This is a genomic window from Salmonella sp. SA15303 (assembly GCF_029962125.1).
GTDB classification, from domain to species: Bacteria; Pseudomonadota; Gammaproteobacteria; order Enterobacterales; family Enterobacteriaceae; genus Salmonella; species Salmonella enterica.
This window is the reverse complement of the sequence record NZ_CP123924.1, coordinates 4,751,920-4,776,027: the sequence shown is the minus strand read 5'-3', so window position 1 is coordinate 4,776,027 and position 24,108 is coordinate 4,751,920. Positions and strand designations below refer to the sequence as shown.

Below are 24,108 nucleotides of genomic sequence, written 5' to 3'. Positions count from 1 at the left end.
GCAATCTGTAAACCGAACAATAAGCGCGACACACAACATCACGGAGTACACCATCATGGCTAACTACTTTAATACACTGAATCTGCGCCAGCAGCTGGCGCAGTTGGGTAAATGCCGCTTTATGGGCCGCGACGAATTCGCCGACGGCGCGAGCTACCTTCAGGGTAAAAAAGTGGTCATCGTCGGCTGCGGCGCGCAGGGGCTGAACCAGGGCCTGAACATGCGTGACTCCGGTCTGGACATCGCCTACGCCCTGCGTAAAGAAGCGATTGCTGAGAAGCGTGCTTCCTGGCGTAAAGCGACCGAAAACGGCTTCAAAGTGGGTACCTACGAAGAGCTGATCCCGCAGGCGGATCTGGTGGTTAACCTGACGCCAGACAAACAGCACTCCGACGTGGTGCGCTCCGTACAGCCGCTGATGAAAGACGGCGCGGCGCTGGGCTATTCACACGGCTTCAACATCGTGGAAGTGGGCGAGCAGATCCGTAAAGACATCACCGTGGTGATGGTGGCGCCGAAGTGTCCGGGCACCGAAGTGCGCGAAGAGTACAAACGTGGTTTCGGCGTGCCGACGCTGATCGCGGTACACCCGGAAAACGACCCGAAAGGCGAAGGTATGGCGATTGCTAAAGCCTGGGCGGCGGCCACCGGTGGTCACCGTGCGGGCGTACTGGAATCTTCTTTCGTGGCAGAAGTGAAATCTGACCTGATGGGCGAGCAGACCATCCTGTGCGGTATGCTGCAGGCCGGTTCTCTGCTGTGTTTCGACAAGCTGGTGGCAGAAGGCACCGACCCGGCATACGCCGAAAAACTGATTCAGTTCGGCTGGGAAACCATCACCGAAGCGCTGAAGCAGGGCGGCATCACCCTGATGATGGACCGTCTGTCTAACCCGGCGAAACTGCGTGCTTACGCGCTGTCCGAACAACTGAAAGAGATCATGACGCCGTTGTTCCAGAAACACATGGATGACATCATCTCCGGCGAATTCTCTTCCGGCATGATGGCTGACTGGGCTAACGACGATAAGAAACTGCTGACCTGGCGTGAAGAGACCGGTAAAACCGCGTTCGAAACCGCGCCGCAGTTTGAAGGTAAAATCGGCGAGCAGGAGTACTTCGATAAAGGCGTGCTGATGATCGCGATGGTGAAAGCGGGCGTTGAGCTGGCGTTCGAAACCATGGTCGATTCCGGCATCATCGAAGAATCCGCTTACTACGAATCACTGCACGAACTGCCGCTGATTGCCAACACTATCGCTCGTAAGCGCCTGTACGAAATGAACGTGGTTATCTCCGATACCGCAGAATACGGTAACTACCTGTTCTCTTACGCTTGCGTACCGCTGCTGAAACCGTTTATGGCGGAATTGCAACCGGGCGATCTGGGTAGTGCTATCCCGGAAGGCGCGGTAGACAACGCACAGCTTCGCGACGTGAACGACGCAATTCGTAGTCATGCGATTGAGCAGGTAGGTAAGAAACTGCGCGGCTATATGACGGATATGAAACGTATTGCGGTAGCGGGTTGATATACCTTGTCGGGTGGCGCTAGCGCCACCCGGTTTTTTATTTGCGATACAATACCTTAATGATGTGGTAACCGAACTGGGTATGCAGCGGGCCGGTTGGCTCCAGTACCGGGCAGGAAAAGACTACTTTATCGAATGCCGGAACCATCTGGCCCTGACGAAATTCGCCTAAATGACCGCCTTTTTTACCGGATGGGCAGATAGAATGCTTCTTCGCCAGCTTCTCAAAATCGCCGCCGTTTTTAATTTGCTCCAGAAGATCCAATGCCAGTTTCTCTTCTTTTACAAGGATATGCAGTGCTGCTGCCATTTTTGCCATTATTGTGTTCTCACGTCGCAAAGATTGGCCGTCACTTTATCACTCCTTAGGCCGTCAGACATATACTCTTCGCCATTACAGGACAGATGTCCCGCCTGATTTAATGAACCGGGAGATAAGCGGCATTTTTAGCAGGCGTATTTCGGATGTGCGGGACGGCGGTCCTGTCCTTTCTGACAAGGGGCGAGATACCATGAACATAATGAAAAACGCAGAATTTCCAGACGACTGGCTTTTAGGGCTACGCCAGGTCGTACGCGACCCAGTGCTCTATGAATTACTCAAATACTGCCCGTTGGAAATCATGCAGTACAGGGCGTTTATGCGATGTCGCTTGAGTATGTTCTGCTGACGGCGATCGCGCTAATGGGTTCTTTCAGTTGGATCAAGAGCGCACAGCGTAATGGCTATACGCCGCTTGCCGCCAGAGCCTGCTGATTGACCTTTTCCTGGCTGCCTGAAAAGGCAGCCAGGTCTTCTCTGGGCCTCGCTTTCTGCTACAATCCCTCCCCCGTTCGAAGATTGAGCACTATTCCCATGCGTTTAAATCCCGGCCAACAACACGCTGTCGAATTCGTCACCGGACCCTGCCTGGTGCTGGCAGGAGCGGGTTCTGGTAAAACTCGCGTAATTACCAATAAAATCGCCCACCTGATCCGCGGATGCGGCTATCAGGCCCGGCATATTGCGGCGGTGACGTTTACCAACAAGGCAGCGCGCGAAATGAAAGAACGCGTCGGGCAGACGCTCGGCCGTAAGGAAGCGCGCGGTTTGATGATCTCCACCTTTCATACGCTAGGGCTGGATATTATTAAGCGCGAGTACGCTGCGCTGGGGATGAAATCGAACTTTTCATTGTTTGACGATACCGACCAGGTCGCCTTGCTCAAAGAGCTGACCGAAGGCCTGATCGAAGACGACAAGGTTCTGTTGCAACAGCTGATCTCCACGATCTCCAACTGGAAAAACGATCTCAAAACGCCTGCACAGGCAGCGGCGGGGGCGAAAGGTGAACGCGATCGTATTTTTGCCCACTGCTACGGGCTTTACGACGCCCATATGAAGGCATGCAACGTTCTCGATTTTGATGATTTGATTTTGCTGCCGACGCTGCTGCTGCAACGCAATGACGAGGTGCGCGAGCGCTGGCAGAATAAAATTCGTTATCTGCTGGTGGATGAATATCAGGATACTAACACCAGCCAGTATGAGTTGGTTAAGCTGCTGGTCGGGCAACGCGCGCGCTTTACGGTCGTGGGCGATGACGATCAGTCTATCTACTCCTGGCGCGGGGCGCGTCCGCAAAACCTGGTGTTACTGAGCCAGGATTTTCCGGCGCTGCAGGTGATTAAACTGGAGCAAAACTATCGTTCTTCGGGCCGCATCCTGAAAGCGGCGAATATTCTCATCGCCAACAATCCGCACGTCTTTGAAAAGCGCCTCTTTTCCGAGCTCGGTTACGGCGCGGAACTCAAAGTGTTAAGCGCAAACAATGAAGAGCATGAAGCTGAGCGCGTTACCGGCGAACTGATTGCCCATCACTTTGTGAACAAGACCCAGTACAAGGATTACGCCATTCTGTATCGCGGGAATCATCAGTCGCGGGTATTTGAAAAATTCCTCATGCAGAACCGCATTCCGTACAAAATTTCCGGCGGCACCTCATTCTTCTCCCGTCCGGAGATTAAAGACCTGCTGGCCTACCTGCGGGTGTTGACCAACCCGGATGATGACAGCGCTTTCCTGCGCATCGTGAATACGCCAAAACGCGAAATCGGTCCGGCCACGCTGCAAAAGCTGGGTGAATGGGCAATGACGCGTAATAAAAGCCTGTTTACCGCCAGCTTTGATATGGGACTTAGCCAAAAGCTGACCGGACGTGGTTACGATTCATTGACGCGTTTTACCCACTGGCTGGGGGAAATCCAGCGTCTGGCCGAACGCGAGCCTGTCGCCGCCGTGCGCGATCTCATCCACGGTATTGACTATGAATCCTGGTTGTACGAAACCTCGCCGAGCCCCAAAGCGGCGGAAATGCGTATGAAAAACGTTAACCAGCTCTTTAGCTGGATGACTGAGATGCTGGAAGGCAACGAACTCGATGAGCCGATGACGCTGACCCAGGTGGTTACACGCTTTACACTGCGCGATATGATGGAGCGTGGCGAGAGCGAAGAAGAGCTGGATCAGGTACAGTTGATGACGCTTCATGCATCGAAAGGACTGGAATTCCCGTATGTCTATATGGTGGGAATGGAAGAAGGATTTTTGCCGCATCAAAGCAGCATTGACGAAGATAATATTGAGGAAGAGCGTCGGCTGGCCTATGTTGGGATCACTCGCGCGCAGAAAGAGCTCACCTTTACATTATGTAAAGAGCGCCGTCAGTATGGGGAACTGGTGCGCCCGGAACCCAGCCGCTTCCTGTTAGAACTCCCGCAGGATGATTTAATCTGGGAGCAGGAGCGCAAAGTGGTAAGCGCTGAGGAGCGAATGCAAAAAGGGCAAAGTCACCTGGCTAATCTGAAAGCCATGATGGCGGCAAAGCGAGCGAAATCGTAGGCCGGATAAGCGAAGCGTCATCCGGCAATCAAACTACGGTTAGCGAACGTCCAGCGGCCAGTGTACATAGCTTTGCCACTGGCTTTCCTGATCAATCAACTCTTTACCCAGCGGGTGATGCGCCAGCCAGTCGCCAGGCAAGGTTAACGTCAGATTTTCATTTAGCGCCTGTAGCGTAATTTCTGGTACCAGATCGTCACGACGGCGACCAGCAAAAAGAATCGCCAGGCGCAGCAAACGGCATAGCTGTTCCGCAACACGGGGCGGTACCGCGTTTTGCTGATGAAGCGAAGAGAGATCGACCGGATTGGTCTGATTCAGTAAGAGGGTGGCGAGCAATTTTTTCTGCGCGGGCGTATAGCCAGGCAGATCCAAATGGCGTACTAAATAGGCGGCATGATAGGGCGCCTGTTTAAAATCAACGCTCAGACCGATCTCATGCAACTGGCAAGCGCTAAGCAACAGTTCACGACTGATAGGCTCAATATGCCAGGCATTTTCTACCTGTTTGAGGAAGTTATCTGCCAGCTTCGCTACGCGATTTGCCTGATCGGTATCGACGATAAACCGACGCTGAATGTTTCGCAGCGTGCGGCTGCGGATATCCTGATCTACCGCCAGATGCAACATCCCATACACCAGCCCTTCGCGTAACGCGCCGCCTGCCAGCGTCATGCTCTGGATGTTCAGCTCGGTAAATATTGCGATCAGAATAGCCAGCCCGCTTGGGAAAACCAGCGCGCGCTCCAGCGTCAGGCCTTCGATTTCCAGCTCTTCCAGACGCCCGCACTGTATCGCGCGTTGTTTTAGCTGCTGCAGTTTGGCGAGCGTAATGCGCTCGTCCATCCCCTGCGCCATCATGATTTCCTGCAATGCCTGTACGGTGCCGGAGGCACCCACGCAGACCTTCCAGCCATGAAAACGCAGTTCATCGGCGACCGGACGCAGTACATCGCGCGCGGCTTTCTCCGCGTCATCAAAATTTTCTTGCGCCAGATTACGATCGCTAAAATAGCGTTCAAGCCACGTTACGCAGCCCATCGACAGGCTAAACAGCGACGTGGTTTGCGCGCCAGTGCCGGTAACCAGTTCAGTGCTGGCGCCGCCGATATCCACCACCAGTCGCTGATCTGCGCCGCCGGTGGTATGAGCGACTCCCTGATAAATCAGCCGCGCCTCTTCTTCGCCGCTGATAACCTGCACCGGACAACCAAGGATAGTCTGCGCTTTCGCGATAAATTCCCCCGCATTAACGGCGAGACGCAATGTTGCGGTGGCAACCACGCGGATTTGCGGCTGCGGGATATCCTGCAAACGTTCAGCAAACAGACGCAGGCATTGCCAGCCGCGTTCCATCGCTTCGGCCGAAAGGTGGTTGTCGTTGTTCAGACCCGCGGCCAGACGCACCTTGCGTTTTATTCGGGTCAGCGTCTGGATGCTTCCCGCCGCCTCGCGCACGACCAGCATATGAAAACTATTGGAACCGAGATCAATGGCGGCATACAACGAGGTGGAATTCATACACTTCATCCTTCAACCTGTATCCGTGTTGGCTGCGTACTCTTCCTAAGCTCATCGGGATTTGTTTTCTTGCCGCCTTGATACAGGCTAAATGATTTTGTGTATGGCATAACTTTTCTTAACCTGAACGACGACGATTACGCGGAGCGCCAGCGCGGCGCGGACCATTGCCAGGACGCGAACGCGTCAGACGCAACGGCTTGGGCAGATCGTTCATGAGCGCTTCCGGATTGTATTTGCTGACCGGAATCGAGTGGCCGATATAGCTCTCAATGGCGGGCAGATTCAGCGCATACTCTTCGCAAGCCAGGCTGATGGAATGTCCGCTGGCGCCAGCGCGACCGGTACGACCGATACGGTGAACATAGTCTTCACAATCGTCTGGCAGATCGTAGTTAAAGACGTGCGTTACGGCGGGGATATGCAACCCGCGCGCCGCGACATCGGTCGCCACAAGAATATCCAGATCGCCGCGGGTGAACTCATCCAGAATCCGCAGGCGCTTTTTCTGCGCGACGTCGCCGGTCAGCAGACCAACACGATGGCCATCTGCCGCCAGATGTCCCCAGATATCTTCGCAACGATGCTTGGTGTTGGCGAAAATAATGGCGCGATCCGGCCACTCTTCTTCGATCAGCGTTTGCAGTAAACGCATTTTCTCTTCATTAGAGGGGTAGAAAAGCTCTTCTTTAATGCGGTGGCCGGTCTTTTGCTCCGGTTCCACTTCAACATATTCGGCGTTGTTCATCTGTTCAAACGCCAGCTCGCGAACCCGATAAGACAGGGTGGCGGAGAACAACATGTTCAGACGCTGCGCAGCCGGCGGCATACGACGGAACAGCCAGCGGATATCTTTAATAAAGCCCAAATCGTACATGCGATCGGCTTCATCGAGTACGACGACCTGAATGGCGCCGAGGTTAATGTGATTTTGTTTGGCGTAGTCGATCAGTCGGCCCGTCGTACCAATAAGAATATCAACGCCGCTTTCCAGCACTTTAAGCTGCTTGTCGTAACCATCGCCGCCGTAAGCCAGGCCTAATTTTAAGCCTGTCGCTTGCGCCAACGGCTCCGCGTCTGCGTGAATTTGTACGGCTAATTCACGCGTCGGCGCCATGATCAGCGCGCGCGGCTGGTTCACCTTGCGATCGTCGATCGCGGGATGAGAAAGTAAATAATGAAACGTTGACGTCAGAAACGCCATCGTTTTCCCGGTACCGGTTTGCGCCTGCCCTGCAACGTCACGACCCGCCAGCGTTAGCGGAAGGGCCAGTGCCTGAATGGGCGTACAATTATAAAACCCTTTTTTTTCAAGGGCTTCAACCACCTGTGGGTGCAGGGCGAAGTCGGAAAACTTCTGTTCTGTTAAATGTGTTTTGCTCATAGTGTGGTAGAATATCAGCTTACTATTGCTTTACGAAAGCGTATCCGGTGAAATAAAGCCAACCTTTGTTGGCGAAGTTAACATCAGCACCTCGTTGGTTAATGCTACACCAACACGCCAGGCTTATTCCTGTGGAGTTATATATGAGCGATAAAATTATTCACCTGACTGACGACAGTTTTGACACGGATGTACTCAAAGCGGACGGGGCTATCCTCGTTGATTTCTGGGCAGAGTGGTGCGGGCCGTGTAAAATGATCGCTCCGATTCTGGATGAAATCGCTGACGAATATCAGGGCAAATTGACCGTTGCCAAACTGAACATTGACCAGAACCCAGGTACTGCGCCTAAATATGGCATCCGCGGTATTCCGACTCTGCTGCTGTTTAAAAACGGCGAAGTGGCGGCAACCAAAGTAGGCGCACTGTCTAAAGGTCAGTTGAAAGAGTTTCTCGACGCCAATCTGGCGTAATACCTTTTATACGTCGAATGACAAAGGCGCTGTATGGTCAGGCGTCTGTCATTCGACGAATGATTAAGGTATCAGGCAGTTTCGTGGCGTCTGTTGTCCTTACGTTATTCTTAAATTGTCAGGATCTCTGGACGCCCGGTCTGAGTCGTGCTAAGTTAGTATTGACTTCGAATTAAACATACCTTATTAAGTTTGAATCTGGTTTTATCCGTCACTTCCCGTTTTTTCTCGCACGAGAAGTGGAAAGATTCCTGGCTCTTCGCTCATTCCGTCTTGTCGTTTCAGTTCTGCGTACTTTCCTGTGACCAGACAGCGAACAGACATGAGTTGATAGCCGTAAACAGGCATGGATGACCCTGCCATACCATTCACAACATTAAGTTCGAGATTTACCCCAAGTTTAAGAACTCACACCATTATGAATCTTACCGAATTAAAGAATACGCCGGTTTCTGAGCTGATCACTCTCGGCGAAAGTATGGGGCTGGAAAACCTGGCCCGTATGCGCAAGCAGGACATTATTTTTGCCATCCTGAAGCAGCACGCAAAGAGTGGCGAAGATATCTTTGGCGACGGTGTGCTGGAGATATTGCAGGATGGATTTGGTTTCCTCCGTTCTGCAGACAGCTCCTACCTCGCCGGTCCTGATGATATCTACGTTTCCCCCAGCCAAATCCGCCGTTTCAACCTCCGCACTGGTGATACCATTTCTGGTAAGATTCGCCCGCCGAAAGAAGGTGAACGCTATTTTGCGCTGTTGAAAGTTAACGAAGTTAACTACGACAAACCGGAAAACGCCCGTAACAAAATCCTCTTTGAGAACTTAACCCCGCTGCACGCAAACTCTCGTCTGCGTATGGAGCGTGGTAACGGTTCTACCGAAGACTTAACGGCGCGCGTTCTGGATCTGGCTTCGCCGATCGGTCGCGGCCAGCGCGGTCTGATTGTCGCGCCGCCGAAAGCGGGTAAAACCATGCTGCTGCAGAACATCGCGCAGAGCATCGCGTATAACCACCCGGACTGCGTGCTGATGGTGCTGCTGATTGACGAACGTCCGGAAGAAGTGACCGAGATGCAGCGTCTGGTGAAAGGCGAAGTGGTTGCTTCTACCTTTGACGAACCGGCATCCCGCCACGTTCAGGTTGCCGAAATGGTTATCGAGAAGGCGAAGCGTCTGGTTGAACACAAGAAAGACGTTATCATCCTGCTCGACTCCATCACCCGTCTGGCGCGCGCCTACAACACCGTGGTGCCGGCTTCCGGTAAAGTATTGACCGGTGGTGTGGACGCTAACGCCCTGCATCGTCCGAAGCGTTTCTTCGGCGCGGCGCGTAACGTGGAAGAGGGCGGTAGCCTGACTATCATCGCGACGGCGCTAATCGATACCGGTTCCAAGATGGACGAAGTTATCTACGAAGAGTTTAAAGGCACCGGTAACATGGAGCTGCATCTCTCGCGTAAGATCGCTGAAAAACGTGTCTTCCCGGCTATCGACTACAACCGTTCCGGTACCCGTAAAGAAGAGCTGCTCACCACTCAGGAAGAGCTGCAGAAAATGTGGATCCTGCGTAAAATCATCCATCCGATGGGTGAAATTGACGCGATGGAATTCCTCATTAACAAACTGGCGATGACCAAAACTAATGACGACTTTTTCGAGATGATGAAGCGCTCATAACCTGGTCTTTACCTGAAAACGCCACGTTTTTACGTGGCGTTTTTGTTTTGCGATTCATCCTGGCGTCATGTCATATAAACTGGTCATCGGGATATGCGCTACAGAGTAACACCATGCACAATACACATTGTTTGCGGTAAAAAGTGTAATGTTCTAACAGGTCTCTTCTAGGAGCTGGCGTAACGCATTATACTTTAAGGAAATGATATATGCTGAGAGCACATACACTGTGAAGTTACTCACCGCTTTATCTGAGCTAATCAGTATTTTTTTATTCACGACCATTTTTATTTTTCTTGCGCGAAAAGTAGCCATAAAAATTGGTTTAGTGGATAAACCAAACTTTCGTAAACGACATCAGGGCGTTATCCCATTAGTCGGCGGGATTTCTGTGTTTGCAGGAATCTGCTTTATGTTTGGCCTCTCGGATTACTACATACCGCACTTATCGCTATATCTTATTTGCGCTGGTGTATTGGTTTTTGTTGGTGCGATGGATGACCGTTTTGATATCAGTGTAAAAATTCGTGCTGTGGTTCAGGCTGTTATTGCGGTTGTAATGATGGTTATCGCAAAACTTCACTTAGGTAGCCTTGGTTACATCTTTGGGCCTTGGGAGTTAGTGCTTGGCCCCTTTGGCTATTTCCTTACTCTGTTTGCGGTATGGGCGGCGATCAACGCTTTCAATATGGTGGACGGTATTGACGGCCTGCTGGGTGGGTTATCCAGCGTCTCATTTGCGGCGATGGGGCTGATTTTATGGTTTGATGGTCAGACTAGTCTGGCAATGTGGTGCTTTGCCATGATCGCCGCGATTCTGCCTTACATTATGCTTAATCTCGGTATTTTGGGGCGGCGTTACAAAGTCTTTATGGGCGATGCCGGTAGTACACTGATTGGCTTTACCGTCATCTGGCTCTTACTGGAAACGACGCAGGGGAAAACTCACTCTATCAGCCCGGTTACCGCGCTATGGATTATCGCTATTCCATTGATGGATATGGTGGCGATTATGTATCGCCGTCTGCGTAAAGGGATGAGCCCCTTTTCCCCTGATCGCCAACATATTCATCATTTGGTTATGCGAGCAGGGTTTACTTCCCGCCAGGCATTTGTTCTTATTACGCTCGCAGCGGCGATTCTGGCGGGAGTAGGCGTAACGGCAGAATACTCTCATTTTGTTCCTGAATGGGTTATGTTGGTGCTCTTTTTGCTAGCATTCTTCCTCTATGGCTACTGCATTAAGCGGGCCTGGAAGGTGGCGAGATTTATTAAGCGTGTGAAGCGTCGCCTGCGCAGGCAACGTGAGAACCGGCCAAACTTAACCAAGTAAATGAGGATACGATGACACAACCATTACCGGGGGCACGCGCGGTGAGCGCTGAAAATGAACTGGATATTCGCGGGTTGTTTCGTACTTTATGGGCTGGCAAATTCTGGATTATCGGCATTGGCCTGCTATTTGCCCTTATCGCGTTAGCCTATACCTTTTTTGCTCGTCAGGAGTGGAGTGCGACGGCGATCACCGATCGCCCAACCGTAAATATGTTGGGCGGTTATTACTCCCAGCAGCAGTTTCTGCGCAACCTGGATATTAAGACCGATCCTGCTTCTTCTGATAAGCCCTCGGTGATGGATGAAGCGTATAAAGAGTTCATCATGCAACTTGCCTCCTGGGATACGCGTCGCGATTTCTGGTTACAGACGGACTATTACAAGCAGCGAATGGTCGGGAATAGCAAAGCTGATGCGGCGATGCTTGATGAACTGATCAATAACATACAGTTTACGCCCGGCGATTTTACACGCGCCATCAACGACAATGTGAAGCTGATTGCTGAAACTGCGCCGGACGCCAATAATCTGCTGCGTCAGTATGTCGCATTCGCCAGCCAGCGGGCGGCGAGCCATCTGAATGATGAATTAAAAGGTGCCTGGGCTGCGCGTACCGTGCAGATGAAAGCCCAGGTCAAACGGCAGGAGGAGGTTGCGAAAGCGATCTATTCGCGTCGTGTAAACAGTATTGAGCAGGCGCTCAAAATTGCGGAACAACATAATATTTCTCGTAGCGCGACGGATGTCCCGGCGGATGAATTACCGGACTCAGAGCTTTTTTTACTCGGTCGCCCTATGTTGCAGGCGCGTCTTGAAAATCTGCAAGCGGTTGGCCCTGCGTTCGATTTGGACTACTTTCAAAATCGGGCAATGTTGAATACGCTTAATGTGGGGCCGACCCTGGACCCTCGTTTTCAGACCTATCGTTATTTGCGTACGCCGGAAGAACCGGTAAAACGTGATAGCCCACGCCGAGCCTTCCTGATGATCATGTGGGGTATCGTTGGGGCGCTAATCGGTGCGGGCGTTGCCTTAACCCGTCGCCGCACGATTTAGCAACACCTCTGCAGTAGGGGGCTGGGCCCCTACTGTCTATTCGAAGAGAATCGATGTGAAAGTACTGACTGTATTTGGTACACGACCGGAGGCCATTAAGATGGCGCCTCTGGTCCATGCGCTGGAAAAAGATCCTCATTTCGAGGCCAAAGTATGCGTTACTGCGCAGCATCGGGAGATGCTTGATCAGGTATTAACTCTTTTTTCTATTGTGCCTGATTACGATCTCAACATTATGCAGCCGGGACAGGGGTTGACGGAAATTACCTGCCGAATTCTGGAGGGATTAAAGCCGATCCTGGCAGATTTTAAACCTGATGTGGTGCTGGTTCATGGCGATACCACCACTACGATTGCTACCAGCCTGGCGGCTTTCTATCAACGAATTCCGGTAGGGCACGTAGAAGCCGGGTTGCGAACCGGCGATCTCTATTCCCCCTGGCCGGAAGAGGCAAACCGCACGCTGACCGGACATCTGGCGATGTACCACTTTGCGCCGACGGAAAACTCGCGGCAGAATCTGTTGCGGGAGAACATTCCGGATGAGCGCATTTTTGTCACTGGCAATACCGTTATCGACGCGCTGATCTGGGTACGCGATCGCGTTCTGACGAGCGATACATTACAGGCTGAACTGGCCGAGCAGTATCCTTTCCTCAACGCGAATAAGAAGATGATTTTAGTGACCGGTCATCGGCGTGAAAGCTTTGGTCAGGGCTTTGAGCATATCTGCCAGGCGCTGGCGGAAATCGCCGCCGCGAACCAGAATGTGCAAATTGTCTATCCGGTGCATCTCAATCCCAACGTCAGCGAACCTGTCAACCGTATCCTCGGCCATGTTGAAAACGTGGTACTGATTGAGCCGCAGGACTACTTACCTTTTGTCTGGCTGATGAATCACGCCTGGCTCATTCTGACCGATTCCGGCGGTATTCAGGAAGAAGCGCCGTCATTAGGTAAGCCGGTATTGGTCATGCGTGAAACCACAGAGCGTCCGGAAGCCATTACCGCTGGTACGGTAAGACTGATCGGCACGGACTCCCGGCGCATTGTGGCGGAAGTTATGCGTCTGCTGCACGACGAAAATGAATATCAAACCATGAGCCGCGCCCATAATCCTTATGGTGACGGGCAATCATGCGCGCGCATTTTACAGGCGTTAAAAAGTTATCGGGTATCGTTATGAGTTTTACGACCATTTCTGTTATTGGGCTGGGGTATATCGGATTACCGACTGCGGCCGCTTTTGCTTCCCGCCAGAAGCAGGTTATCGGCGTGGATATCAACCAACATGCGGTAGACATTATAAATCGCGGTGAAATTCACATCGTGGAGCCGGCGTTGGGCAATGTGGTGAAGATGGCGGTGGAGGGCGGCTTTCTGCGTGCGACGACGACACCTGTCGAGGCCGATGCGTACCTGATTGCCGTGCCGACACCATTCAAAGGCGATCACGACCCTGACATGGCCTATGTCGAAGCCGCGGCGAAATCCATTGCGCCAGTATTAAAAAAAGGGGCACTGGTGATTCTGGAATCAACATCGCCGGTCGGCGCAACGGAGCAAATGGCTGGCTGGCTGGCCGGGATGCGCACGGATCTGACCTTTCCCCAGCAGGCGGGCGAGCAGGCCGATGTGAATATCGCCTATTGTCCGGAGCGTGTGCTGCCGGGTCAGGTGATGGTGGAACTCATTAAAAATGACCGCGTGATTGGCGGTATGACGCCAGTATGTTCGGCTCGCGCCAGCGCGCTGTACAAAATTTTCCTTGAGGGCGAATGCGTTGTCACCAACTCGCGCACCGCGGAGATGTGCAAACTGACGGAAAATAGCTTCCGTGATGTGAATATCGCCTTTGCGAATGAATTGTCGCTGATTTGCGCCGAACAGGGGATTAACGTTTGGGAATTGATCCGCCTGGCGAACCGCCATCCGCGCGTCAATATTTTGCAGCCGGGCCCAGGCGTTGGCGGGCACTGCATTGCGGTCGATCCGTGGTTTATTGTGGCGCAAAATCCGCAGCAGGCGAGACTGATTCGCACCGCGCGTGAAGTGAACGACGGCAAACCGCACTGGGTGGTCGATCAGGTAAAAGCCGCGGTCACAGATTGCCTGGCGGCCACCGATAAACGCGCCAGCGAAGTGAAAATCGCCTGTTTTGGGCTGGCCTTTAAGCCGAATATCGACGATCTGCGCGAAAGCCCGGCGATGGGGATCGCGCAAAGTATCGCCCGCTGGCACAGCGGCGAAACCCTGGTCGTCGAACCGAATATCCGTCAGTTGCCGAAAAAATTGGACGGACTTTGTACGCTGGCGAAACTGGACGCGGCGCTGGCCGCCGCCGATGTGCTGGTGATGCTGGTCGATCACGACGAATTTAAAGCGATTCCCGGCGATGCGGTTCATCAACGTTATGTGGTTGATACCAAAGGAGTCTGGCGCTGATGAAACGCATTCTGGTGACCGGCGGCGCAGGCTTTATCGGATCTGCGGTGGTGCGGCATATCATCCATGAAACGGCAGACGCGGTGGTGGTGGTGGATAAACTCACCTATGCGGGCAACCTGATGTCTCTGGCGTCGGTGGCGCAAAGCGACCGTTTCGCCTTTGAGAAGGTGGATATCTGCGATCGGGCATCACTGGAGCGAGTTTTCCAGCAGTATCAGCCCGATAGCGTGATGCACCTGGCGGCGGAAAGCCATGTAGACCGTTCCATCGACGGCCCGGCGGCGTTTATTGAAACGAATATCGTTGGTACTTACACCTTGCTGGAAGCCGCTCGCGCTTACTGGTCCGCGCTTGACGCGGACGCTAAAGCGGCGTTCCGCTTCCACCATATCTCCACCGATGAAGTGTATGGCGATCTGCATACTGCAGACGATTTCTTCACCGAAACCACGCCATATGCGCCAAGCAGCCCTTATTCCGCCTCCAAAGCCAGCAGCGACCATCTGGTACGCGCCTGGTTACGTACCTACGGTCTGCCTACGCTTGTCACCAACTGCTCTAATAACTACGGGCCCTACCATTTCCCGGAAAAACTGATCCCGCTGATGATTCTGAACGCGCTGGCGGGTAAACCATTGCCGGTCTATGGCAACGGTCAGCAAATTCGCGACTGGCTGTATGTGGAGGATCATGCCCGTGCGTTGTATCACGTGGTGACGAACGGCGCGGTGGGTGAAACGTATAATATCGGCGGTCATAACGAACGTAAAAATCTGGATGTGGTCAGGACGATCTGCGCTCTACTGGAGGAACTGGCCCCGCAAAAACCGCAGGGTGTGGTGAATTATCACGATCTGATTACCTTCGTCGACGATCGCCCCGGCCATGACTTACGTTATGCCATCGACGCGTCGAAAATCGCCCGCGAGCTGGGCTGGACGCCGCAGGAAACCTTCGAAAGCGGGATGCGAAAAACCGTTCAGTGGTATCTCGCCAATGAGGCCTGGTGGAAACCCGTGCAGGATGGCAGTTATCAGGGCGAACGCTTAGGACTGAAACGCTAAACGGCAGGTTCTTACTCCTGGAGGAGAAACGAATGAAAGGCATCATTCTGGCGGGAGGTTCCGGTACCCGGTTGCATCCCATTACGCGCGGCGTATCAAAGCGCCAGGGCTTCAAAATTGCCTGTCTGGAGGAGATTGCCTGGCGCAACGGCTGGCTGGATGATGATGGTTTGAAACGCGCCGCCAGTCAGCTTGAAAAAACCGGCTATGGCCAATATTTACTGGAGTTGCTCCGTGCCCGTCCGCGCCAGTATTGAACCGTTACTCTGGGAAAATACGTTCTTTGGCGTGAATAGCGGCATTGTGCGTATCGATGCCTCAGCGCCCGAATTAACGCCAGAAGCACTGCAGGCGTGGCAACGCGTGCAGGTAAAAGTGCCGGCTGAAAACATCGCCTGGCTGTCGGCGTTGCAATCGCTGGGATTCTCTTTGGTTGAAGGCGAGGTGGATTTTGCGTTGCCGGTAAAAGGGCATCGCGACCAGCATGGCGCGGAAATTGCACACCTTACGGACATTCCTGCTTTGCGTCAGTTGGCCGGAGAGGCGTTTACGCAGAGTCGTTTTCGCGCGCCGTGGTATGCGCCCGACGCCAGCGCCCGTTTTTACGCCCAGTGGATTGAGAATGCGGTACGCGGCACGTTTGATCACCAATGCCTGGTGCTTCGCACGGAGACAGGCGCTATCCGCGGTTACGTCTCGCTGCGGGAATTGAATGATACCGACGCGCGCATTGGCCTGTTGGCCGGACGCGGCGCGGGAGCGGAACTTATGCAGGCGGCGATCTGTTGGGCGCAGAGTCGCGGCAAAGCAACATTGCGGGTGGCGACCCAGTTGGGCAACACCGCCGCGCTTAAACGTTACATACAAAGCGGTGCCAACATCGAAAGCACTGCGTACTGGTTATACAGGTGACAACATGATTCCTTTTAATGCGCCGCCGGTGGTGGGAACCGAACTCGAATACATGCAGTCTGCAATGAGCAGCGGCAAACTGTGCGGCGACGGCGGCTTTACGCGTCGTTGCCAGCAGTGGCTGGAGCAACATTTCGGCAGCGCGAAGGTGTTGCTAACGCCTTCCTGTACCGCATCGCTGGAGATGGCGGCTCTGTTGTTGGATATTCAGCCCGGCGATGAAGTGATCATGCCGAGCTTTACGTTTGTCTCCACCGCTAACGCTTTTGTCCTGCGCGGCGCGAAAATTGTGTTTGTCGATATTCGTCCGGATACGATGAATATTGACGAAACGCTGATTGAGGCGGCGATTACTGATAAAACCCGCGCTATCGTGCCGGTACACTACGCTGGCGTCGCTTGTGAAATGGACGTCATCATGGCGCTGGCGGATAAGTATAATCTGTTCGTTGTCGAGGATGCCGCCCAGGGTGTGATGTCCACGTACAAAGGGCGCGCATTAGGGACGATCGGTCACATCGGCTGTTTTAGCTTCCATGAAACCAAAAATTACACCGCTGGCGGCGAAGGCGGCGCGACGCTGATCAACGATCGTACGCTAATTGAACGCGCGGAGATCATCCGCGAAAAAGGCACCAACCGTAGCCAGTTCTTCCGTGGTCAGGTGGATAAATACACCTGGCGGGATATCGGCTCCAGTTATTTGATGTCCGATCTGCAGGCTGCCTATCTGTGGGCGCAACTGGAGGCCGCCGATCGTATCAATCAACAGCGTCTGTCGCTGTGGCAGACTTACTACGATGCGTTAACGCCGCTGGCGCGCGCCGGGCGTTTCGAGCTGCCTTCTATTCCGGAAAACTGCGGGCATAATGCCCATATGTTTTACATCAAACTGCGGGATATCGCCGATCGCAGCGCGCTGATTAATTTCCTGAAAGAGGCGGAAATCATGGCGGTATTCCATTACATTCCGCTGCATGATTGTCCGGCGGGCGATAAATTCGGCGAGTTTATCGGGGACGATGTCTACACCACAAAAGAGAGCGAACGTTTGTTGCGTCTGCCGCTGTTTTATAACCTTGCGCCCGTCGATCAACGAACGGTGATTACTACCTTGCTAAATTATTTCTCCTGATATGTCGCTTGCTAAAGCCTCCCTGTGGACGGCGGTCAGTACGCTGGTAAAAATTGGCGCCGGACTGCTGGTGGTGAAACTACTGGCCGTCTCTTTTGGTCCGGCGGGCGTCGGACAAGCGGGTAACTTCCGCCAGATGATTACCGTGCTGGGCGTATTGGCTGGCGCCGGGATATTTAACGGCGTTACCAAACTTGTCGCACAACATCATGATAACCCGGCGCAGTTACGTACCGTGGTGGGAACCTCCTCCGCGATGGTATTGGGGTTCTCTACGCTGCTGGCGCTGGTCTTCTTGCTGGCGGCGGCGCCGATTAGCCAGGGATTGTTCGGTCATACGGACTATCAAGGGCTGGTGCGTCTGGTTGCGCTGGTACAAATGGGGATCGCCTGGGCGAACCTGCTGCTGGCGCTAATGAAGGGCTTTCGTGACGCGTCGGGTAATGCCTTATCGTTAATTGTCGGCAGCTTTTTGGGCGTCGCCGCCTGGTATCTCTGCTACCGTGTCGGCGGCTATGAAGGCGCTCTGCTTGGCCTGGCGCTGGTGCCGGCGCTGGTGGTAGTGCCAGCCGGTATAATACTGATTAAGCGCGGCACCGTCCCGCTACGCTATCTCAAGCCCTCCTGGGACAACGGTCTGGCAGGGCAGCTCAGTAAATTTACCCTGATGGCGCTGATTACCTCCGTTACGATGCCGGTTGCCTATGTGATGATGCGAAACCAACTGGCCGCGCACTATAGCTGGAGCGATGTCGGGATCTGGCAGGGCGTAAGCAGTATTTCTGACGCCTATCTGCAATTTATCACCGCCTCCTTCAGCGTTTACCTGTTACCCACGCTCTCACGCCTGACGGAAAAACAGGACATTACGCGTGAAGTGGTAAAAGCGCTGAAATTTGTTTTACCGGCGGTTGCGGCGGCGAGTTTTACCGTCTGGCTACTGCGCGATTTTGCTATCTGGCTGCTTTTTTCCGCTAAATTCACCGCGATGCGCGATCTGTTCGCCTGGCAGTTAGTGGGCGACGTGCTGAAAGTCGGCGCCTATGTTTTCGGTTATCTGGTGATTGCCAAAGCGTCGTTGCGATTTTACATTCTGGCTGAAATTAGCCAGTTCATTCTGTTAACGGCGTTCGCTCACTGGCTGATTCCCGCTCACGGCGCGCTGGGTGCGGCACAGGCTTATATGGCCACCTATATTGTCTATTTTTCACTTTGTTGCGGCGTATTTTTACTCTGGCGTAGGCGAGCATGACTGTACTGATTCACGTCCTGGGATCGGATATCCCTCACCATAACCACACCGTGCTGCGGTTTTTCAATGATACGCTGGCCGCCACAAGCGAGCACGCGCGCGAATTTATGGTTGCCGGCGAAGATAACGGCTTCACGGAAAGCTGCCCGGCGCTCTCGCTTCGTTTTTATGGCAGTAAGAAAGCGCTGGCGCAGGCGGTCATCGCCAAAGCGAAAGCAAATCGTCGACAGAGATTCTTCTTTCACGGTCAGTTCAACACCAGCCTGTGGCTGGCGCTGTTAAGCGGCGGTATTAAGCCAGCCCAGTTTTACTGGCATATCTGGGGCGCGGATCTCTACGAAGTGTCCCACGGGCTGAAATTCCGCCTTTTCTACCCGCTTCGTCGTATCGCGCAGGGGCGAGTAGGGGGCGTATTCGCGACGCGCGGCGATCTCAGCTATTTTGCGCGTCAGCATCCGGACGTACGCGGCGAGTTGCTCTATTTCCCGACGCGCATGGACCCTTCCCTGAATGCTATGGCAAAAGAGCGCCAACGTGCGGGGAAATTGACCATTTTGGTAGGGAACTCCGGCGATCGCAGTAACCAACACATTGCGGCGTTACGGGCGGTGTATCAGCAGTTTGGCGACACGGTAAACGTGGTGGTGCCGATGGGCTATCCGGCCAATAACCAGGACTATATTGATGAGGTTCGTCAGGCCGGTCTGGCGCTATTTAGCGCCGAAAATTTACAAATTCTTAGCGAAAAAATGGAATTTGATGCCTATCTTGCGCTGTTGCGCCAGTGCGACCTCGGTTATTTTATTTTTGCCCGCCAACAGGGGATCGGGACGTTGTGTCTGCTAATTCAGGCCGATATCCCGTGCGTACTGAATCGCGACAATCCTTTCTGGCAGGATATGGCGGAACAGCATCTGCCCGTCCTGTTTACCACGGACGATCTTAATGAGCAGGTCGTGCGCGAGGCGCAGCGTCAGCTCGCATCGGTAGATAAAAGCGGCATCACCTTCTTTAGCCCCAACTACCTGCAACCGTGGCATAATGCGTTGAGAATCGCCGCAGGAGAAGCCGAATGAGTTTAATGCAATTCAGCGGGCTGCTGGTGGTCTGGCTGCTCTCTACGCTGTTTATCGCCACGCTGACCTGGTTTGAATTCCGCCGCGTGCGTTTTAACTTCAACGTTTTCTTTTCGTTGCTGTTTTTGTTGACCTTCTTTTTTGGTTTTCCGCTAACCAGCGTGCTGGTATTTCGTTTCGACGTTGGCGTCGCGCCGCCGGAAATCTTATTGCAGGCTCTATTATCCGCCGCCTGTTTCTACGGCGTGTATTACGTGACCTATAAAACGCGTTTACGCAAACGCGTTGTGGATGTACCACGCAAGCCGCTATTTACCATGAACCGGGTGGAAACCCACCTTACCTGGGTGATCCTGATGGGCATCGCGCTGGTGAGCGTGGCGATTTTCTTTATGCATAACGGCTTTTTGCTGTTCCGGCTGCACTCCTACAGCCAGATCTTTTCCAGCGAAGTCTCCGGCGTGGCGTTAAAACGGTTCTTCTATTTCTTCATTCCGGCGATGCTGGTGGTCTATTTCCTGCGCCAGGACAGCAAAGCGTGGCTGTTCTTTCTGGTGAGCACCGTCGCGTTTGGTCTGTTGACCTACATGATTGTCGGCGGCACGCGCGCTAACATCATTATTGCGTTTGCTATCTTCCTGTTTATCGGCATTATTCGGGGCTGGATCAGCCTGTGGATGCTGGCGGCGGCGGGCGTGCTGGGGATTGTCGGTATGTTCTGGCTGGCGCTCAAACGCTACGGATTAAATGTGAGCGGCGATGAGGCGTTCTATACGTTTCTTTATCTAACGCGCGATACCTTTTCGCCGTGGGAGAATCTGGCGCTGCTGTTGCAAAATTACCACAATATCGAGTTTCAGGGGCTGGCCCCTATCGTGCGTGATTTCTACGTCTTTATTCCCACCTGGTTATGGCCGGGACGACCCAGTATTGTGCTGAACTCTGCGAATTACTTCACTTGGGAAGTCCTGAACAACCATTCTGGCCTGGCGATATCGCCAACGCTTATCGGATCGCTGGTGGTCATGGGCGGGGCGCTGTTTATTCCGCTCGGCGCGATCGTCGTCGGGCTGATTATCAAATGGTTCGACTGGCTGTATGAACTGGGTAACCGGGAGCCCAATCGCTATAAGGCGGCGATTCTGCACAGTTTCTGCTTTGGCGCCATCTTTAATATGATTGTGCTGGCGCGAGAAGGGCTGGATTCGTTTGTTTCGCGCGTGGTTTTCTTCCTGGTGGTTTTTGGCGCCAGCCTGCTGGTCGCTAAGCTTCTGTTCTGGTTATTTGATAGCGCCGGGCTGATTCATAAACGTACAACTTCGCTCCCTCAGGCACAGGTGGAAGGAAAACTATGACCAATAATGCCGCTGCGCCCCTTTACTCGCTGCGTGGATTACCTCTGATTGGCTGGCGCGACATGTCACACGCGCTGAATTATCTGTTTGCCGATGGTCAACTGAAGCAAGGCACGTTGGTGGCGATCAACGCCGAAAAGCTGCTGACGGCGGAAGATAATCCGGAAGTCCGCGCGTTGATAGCGGCGGCGGAATTTAAATATGCCGATGGCATCAGCGTGGTGCGTTCAATACGTAAAAAATTTCCGCAGGCGCAGGTTTCTCGTGTGGCTGGCGCCGACCTTTGGGAAGCGTTAATGGCGCGCGCGGGAAAAGAAGGCACACCGGTATTTCTTGTCGGCGGCAAGCCTGAGGTGCTGGCGCAGACGGAAGCAAAACTGCGGACGCAGTGGAACGTCAATATTGTGGGTAGCCAGGACGGTTACTTTACGCCGGAGCAGCGTCAGGCGCTATTTGCGCGTATCCATGCCAGCGGCGCGAAAATTGTCACCGTCGCGATGGGATCGCCAAAACAGGAATTGCTAATGCGCGATTGTCGGGAAGTGCATCCCCATGCGTTATATATGGGGGTGGGCGGGACCTATGATGTGTTTACTGGTCACGTCAAACGCGCTCCAAAAATATGGCAGAACCTGGGACTGGAGTGGTTGTATCGTCTGCTTTCTCAACCGAGGCGTATTACCCGCCAGATGCGCCTGCTGCGCTATCTTCGCTGGCACTATACTGGCGATCTCTAATTCTCCCTTCTGATGACTTGAGCAGCGGATTGTGCTTATGGTGCTGCTCATTTACAACATAATCGATGATTTCTTACACAATAAGTGCATTTTTTTAATGCTCCATTTGCCATTTGTCCAAATTTAAGAAAATATTCGCAACAATCGATGTACCCATAACAATAACCGGTACTACCGGAACCGTTGCAAACACGACATGAGGATTTATGGCAGAGAAAAAACCGGAGCTACAGCGTGGGCTGGAAGCTCGTCATATTGAATTGATTGCCCTCGGGGGCACCATCGGCGTCGGACTCTTTATGGGCGCCGCCAGTACGCTGAAATGGGCGGGCCCGTCAGTGCTGCTGGCGTATATCATCGCCGGATTGTTCGTCTTTTTCATCATGCGTTCGATGGGGGAGATGCTCTTTCTGGAACCTGTTACCGGCTCCTTTGCCGTGTACGCCCACCGGTATATGAGTCCTTTTTTTGGCTATCTTACCGCCTGGTCATACTGGTTTATGTGGATGGCGGTCGGGATCTCGGAAATTACCGCCATTGGGGTCTACGTCCAGTTCTGGTTTCCGGAGATGGCGCAGTGGATACCGGCGCTGATTGCCGTCGGACTGGTCGCGTTGGCGAATCTGGCTGCGGTGCGCCTGTATGGTGAAATCGAGTTCTGGTTTGCGATGATCAAAGTCACCACGATTATTGTGATGATCATCATCGGTCTGGGGGTGATTTTCTTCGGCTTTGGTAACGGCGGCCAGGCGATTGGCTTTGGTAATCTGACCGAGCATGGCGGCTTTTTTGCCGGCGGCTGGAAAGGCTTTCTGACCGCATTGTGTATCGTGGTGGCCTCTTATCAGGGGGTTGAGTTGATCGGTATTACCGCCGGTGAAGCGAAGAATCCGCAGGTGACGTTGCGTAGCGCGGTGGGTAAAGTGCTGTGGCGTATCCTGATTTTTTATGTTGGCGCGATTTTCGTGATCGTCACCATTTTCCCGTGGAATGAGATTGGCAGCAACGGCAGCCCCTTTGTGCTCACCTTCGCGAAAATCGGCATCACCGCCGCGGCAGGCATTATCAACTTTGTCGTGCTGACGGCGGCGCTCTCCGGCTGTAACAGCGGAATGTATAGCTGTGGGCGTATGCTTTACGCGCTGGCGAAAAACCGTCAACTGCCGGCGGCAGTCGCGAAAGTCTCTCGCCACGGCGTGCCGGTCGCGGGCGTGGCGCTCTCTATTTTGATTTTGCTGGTAGGTTCTTGCCTGAACTACATCATCCCCAATCCGCAGCGCGTCTTTGTTTACGTTTATAGCGCCAGCGTACTGCCGGGGATGGTGCCGTGGTTTGTCATTCTGATTAGCCAACTGCGCTTTCGTCGGGCGCATAAAGAAGCGATTGCGGATCATCCTTTTCGTTCCATTATGTTTCCGTGGGCGAACTATTTGACGATGGCGTTTCTGGTTTGCGTTTTAATCGGCATGTACTTTAATGAAGATACGCGCATGTCGCTGTTTGTCGGCGTCATCTTCCTGCTGGCCGTCACGCTGGTCTACAAAGTTTTCGGTCTGAATCGTCACGGAACCGCCCACAAGGTGGGGGAATAAGCGCCAAAATGCGCAAAGCATAACCAAACGCGCATTTTATTTAAAAAGGCACTGGACAGCGGGGTGTGAAGTCCGTATTATCCACCCCCGCAACGGCGCTAAGCGCCCGTAGCTCAGCTGGATAGAGCGCTGCCCTCCGGAGGCAGAGGTCTCAGGTTCGAATCCTGTCGGGCGTACCATTTATTTAGGTGCTTGAGCTGCGGTGGTTTAATACCGCGTAAAAAGTTTCAGTGGTGGCTATAGCTCAGTTGGTAGAGCCCTGGATTGTGATTCCAGTTGTCGTGGGTTCGAATCCCATTAGCCACCCCATTAATATAGAGTTGTGAAACGCGAAGGTGGCGGAATTGGTAGACGCGCTAGCTTCAGGTGTTAGTGTCCTTACGGACGTGGGGGTTCAAGTCCCCCCCCTCGCACCACGACTCAATGAATTGAACTAAAAATTCAAAAAAGCAGTATATCGGCGAGTAGCGCAGCTTGGTAGCGCAACTGGTTTGGGACCAGTGGGTCGGAGGTTCGAATCCTCTCTCGCCGACCAATTTTGAACCCCGCTTCGGCGGGGTTTTTTGTTGTCTATGGAAAACCCCCAGCTAGGCTGGGGGTTCCGGAAAGCTTTCAGCTTTAAGCCAGTTATTAAAACCCCTTTTGATTTGTTAAAACATCTTGCGGTCTGGCAACTGC

General features: G+C 53.3%; 20 protein-coding genes, 4 tRNA genes and 3 pseudogenes. 24 read left to right on the top strand and 3 right to left on the bottom strand.

Annotated elements, in window-relative coordinates; translation table 11 throughout:
* Nucleotides 1-55 precede the first annotated feature (55 nt).
* The gene (gene ilvC, locus QEN31_RS23320; RefSeq protein ID WP_000024932.1) at nucleotides 56-1,531 is read left to right on the top strand and encodes a ketol-acid reductoisomerase; all 1,476 of its coding nucleotides are present in this window, start codon (nucleotides 56-58) and stop codon (nucleotides 1,529-1,531) included.
* 37 nt (nucleotides 1,532-1,568) lie between these two features.
* Here ilvC and ppiC read toward each other — a convergent pair whose 3' ends face one another.
* A complete protein-coding gene (gene ppiC / locus QEN31_RS23315; RefSeq protein ID WP_001096806.1) occupies nucleotides 1,569-1,850 on the bottom strand; it encodes a peptidylprolyl isomerase PpiC in 282 nt (93 codons plus the stop codon).
* A 193-nt stretch (nucleotides 1,851-2,043) separates the two neighbouring features.
* On the opposite strand from ppiC, the pseudogene QEN31_RS23310 reads away from it, so the two are divergent.
* From QEN31_RS23310 to rep, 3 genes and pseudogenes are all read left to right on the top strand, one after another.
* Nucleotides 2,044-2,199, top strand: a pseudogene (locus QEN31_RS23310) (Crp/Fnr family transcriptional regulator); the annotation flags it as partial.
* Nucleotides 2,151-2,288: pseudogene (locus QEN31_RS23305) on the top strand (nicotinamide riboside transporter PnuC); the annotation flags it as partial. The pseudogenes QEN31_RS23310 and QEN31_RS23305, both read left to right, overlap by 49 nt.
* A gap of 99 nt (nucleotides 2,289-2,387) precedes the next feature.
* Nucleotides 2,388-4,412, top strand: coding sequence for a DNA helicase Rep (gene rep, locus QEN31_RS23300; RefSeq protein WP_001238842.1), 2,025 nt, complete (start codon nucleotides 2,388-2,390; stop codon nucleotides 4,410-4,412).
* Nucleotides 4,413-4,451: 39 nt separating this feature from the next.
* Here rep and gppA read toward each other — a convergent pair whose 3' ends face one another.
* Together gppA and rhlB are read right to left on the bottom strand one after the other, a co-directional pair.
* A complete protein-coding gene (gene gppA / locus QEN31_RS23295; RefSeq protein ID WP_001089447.1) occupies nucleotides 4,452-5,933 on the bottom strand; it encodes a guanosine-5'-triphosphate,3'-diphosphate diphosphatase in 1,482 nt (493 codons plus the stop codon).
* Nucleotides 5,934-6,051: 118 nt separating this feature from the next.
* Nucleotides 6,052-7,317 carry an ATP-dependent RNA helicase RhlB gene (rhlB, locus tag QEN31_RS23290; protein ID WP_000047525.1) on the bottom strand — a complete coding sequence of 422 codons (1,266 nt, stop codon included), beginning with the start codon at nucleotides 7,315-7,317 and terminating at the stop codon, nucleotides 6,052-6,054.
* A 143-nt stretch (nucleotides 7,318-7,460) separates the two neighbouring features.
* Here rhlB and trxA point away from each other — a divergent pair, with 143 nt between their 5' ends.
* The 20 genes and pseudogenes from trxA to QEN31_RS23190 all read left to right on the top strand — a co-directional run bounded on the left by trxA (nucleotide 7,461) and on the right by QEN31_RS23190 (nucleotide 23,965).
* Nucleotides 7,461-7,790, top strand: a complete 330-nt coding sequence (gene trxA, locus QEN31_RS23285; protein ID WP_001280776.1) for a thioredoxin TrxA — start codon at nucleotides 7,461-7,463, stop codon at nucleotides 7,788-7,790.
* A 247-nt stretch (nucleotides 7,791-8,037) separates the two neighbouring features.
* The gene (locus QEN31_RS23280; protein ID WP_134820045.1) at nucleotides 8,038-8,121 is read left to right on the top strand and encodes a rho operon leader peptide; all 84 of its coding nucleotides are present in this window, start codon (nucleotides 8,038-8,040) and stop codon (nucleotides 8,119-8,121) included.
* Nucleotides 8,122-8,208: 87 nt separating this feature from the next.
* On the top strand, nucleotides 8,209-9,468 hold the full coding sequence (rho, locus tag QEN31_RS23275; RefSeq protein ID WP_001054532.1) for a transcription termination factor Rho: 1,260 nt from the start codon (nucleotides 8,209-8,211) through the stop codon (nucleotides 9,466-9,468).
* A 229-nt stretch (nucleotides 9,469-9,697) separates the two neighbouring features.
* Nucleotides 9,698-10,801, top strand: a complete 1,104-nt coding sequence (gene wecA, locus QEN31_RS23270; RefSeq protein WP_000771937.1) for a UDP-N-acetylglucosamine--undecaprenyl-phosphate N-acetylglucosaminephosphotransferase — start codon at nucleotides 9,698-9,700, stop codon at nucleotides 10,799-10,801.
* An 11-nt stretch (nucleotides 10,802-10,812) separates the two neighbouring features.
* Nucleotides 10,813-11,859 carry an ECA polysaccharide chain length modulation protein gene (wzzE, locus tag QEN31_RS23265; RefSeq protein ID WP_000193413.1) on the top strand — a complete coding sequence of 349 codons (1,047 nt, stop codon included), beginning with the start codon at nucleotides 10,813-10,815 and terminating at the stop codon, nucleotides 11,857-11,859.
* 55 nt (nucleotides 11,860-11,914) lie between these two features.
* Complete coding sequence (gene wecB, locus QEN31_RS23260; protein WP_000866685.1) at nucleotides 11,915-13,045, top strand: non-hydrolyzing UDP-N-acetylglucosamine 2-epimerase; 1,131 nt, start codon at nucleotides 11,915-11,917, stop codon at nucleotides 13,043-13,045.
* Nucleotides 13,042-14,304 (top strand): UDP-N-acetyl-D-mannosamine dehydrogenase, encoded by a 1,263-nt coding sequence (gene wecC, locus QEN31_RS23255; RefSeq protein WP_000011227.1) that lies wholly within the window; start codon nucleotides 13,042-13,044, stop codon nucleotides 14,302-14,304. Before wecB ends, wecC begins: the two co-directional genes overlap by 4 nt.
* Entirely contained in the window at nucleotides 14,304-15,371 is a 1,068-nt protein-coding gene (rffG, locus tag QEN31_RS23250; RefSeq protein WP_000822145.1) for a dTDP-glucose 4,6-dehydratase, read from the top strand. Before wecC ends, rffG begins: the two co-directional genes overlap by 1 nt.
* A 92-nt stretch (nucleotides 15,372-15,463) precedes the next feature.
* Nucleotides 15,464-15,628: pseudogene (locus QEN31_RS23245) on the top strand (glucose-1-phosphate thymidylyltransferase); the annotation flags it as partial.
* The gene (gene rffC, locus QEN31_RS23240) at nucleotides 15,606-16,283 is read left to right on the top strand and encodes a dTDP-4-amino-4,6-dideoxy-D-galactose acyltransferase (protein WP_001145156.1); all 678 of its coding nucleotides are present in this window, start codon (nucleotides 15,606-15,608) and stop codon (nucleotides 16,281-16,283) included. The pseudogene QEN31_RS23245 and the gene rffC, both read left to right, overlap by 23 nt.
* A 4-nt stretch (nucleotides 16,284-16,287) precedes the next feature.
* Complete coding sequence (gene rffA / locus QEN31_RS23235; RefSeq protein ID WP_000612078.1) at nucleotides 16,288-17,418, top strand: dTDP-4-amino-4,6-dideoxygalactose transaminase; 1,131 nt, start codon at nucleotides 16,288-16,290, stop codon at nucleotides 17,416-17,418.
* Nucleotide 17,419: 1 nt separating this feature from the next.
* Nucleotides 17,420-18,670, top strand: a complete 1,251-nt coding sequence (wzxE, locus tag QEN31_RS23230) for a lipid III flippase WzxE (protein ID WP_000050295.1) — start codon at nucleotides 17,420-17,422, stop codon at nucleotides 18,668-18,670.
* The gene (locus tag QEN31_RS23225) at nucleotides 18,667-19,746 is read left to right on the top strand and encodes a TDP-N-acetylfucosamine:lipid II N-acetylfucosaminyltransferase (RefSeq protein ID WP_000217186.1); all 1,080 of its coding nucleotides are present in this window, start codon (nucleotides 18,667-18,669) and stop codon (nucleotides 19,744-19,746) included. The genes wzxE and QEN31_RS23225 overlap by 4 nt, the downstream gene beginning before the upstream one ends.
* Complete coding sequence (wzyE, locus tag QEN31_RS23220) at nucleotides 19,743-21,101, top strand: ECA oligosaccharide polymerase (RefSeq protein ID WP_000055609.1); 1,359 nt, start codon at nucleotides 19,743-19,745, stop codon at nucleotides 21,099-21,101. The genes QEN31_RS23225 and wzyE overlap by 4 nt, the downstream gene beginning before the upstream one ends.
* Nucleotides 21,098-21,838, top strand: coding sequence for a lipopolysaccharide N-acetylmannosaminouronosyltransferase (gene wecG / locus QEN31_RS23215; protein WP_000183621.1), 741 nt, complete (start codon nucleotides 21,098-21,100; stop codon nucleotides 21,836-21,838). Before wzyE ends, wecG begins: the two co-directional genes overlap by 4 nt.
* A 206-nt stretch (nucleotides 21,839-22,044) precedes the next feature.
* On the top strand, nucleotides 22,045-23,430 hold the full coding sequence (thrP, locus tag QEN31_RS23210; protein ID WP_000818378.1) for a bifunctional threonine/serine APC transporter ThrP: 1,386 nt from the start codon (nucleotides 22,045-22,047) through the stop codon (nucleotides 23,428-23,430).
* 102 nt (nucleotides 23,431-23,532) lie between these two features.
* Nucleotides 23,533-23,609 (top strand) — tRNA-Arg (locus QEN31_RS23205).
* A gap of 54 nt (nucleotides 23,610-23,663) precedes the next feature.
* Nucleotides 23,664-23,739 (top strand) — tRNA-His (locus tag QEN31_RS23200).
* A gap of 20 nt (nucleotides 23,740-23,759) precedes the next feature.
* A tRNA-Leu gene (locus QEN31_RS23195) sits at nucleotides 23,760-23,846 on the top strand.
* Nucleotides 23,847-23,888: 42 nt separating this feature from the next.
* Nucleotides 23,889-23,965 (top strand) — tRNA-Pro (locus tag QEN31_RS23190).
* Nucleotides 23,966-24,108: the final 143 nt, after the last annotated feature.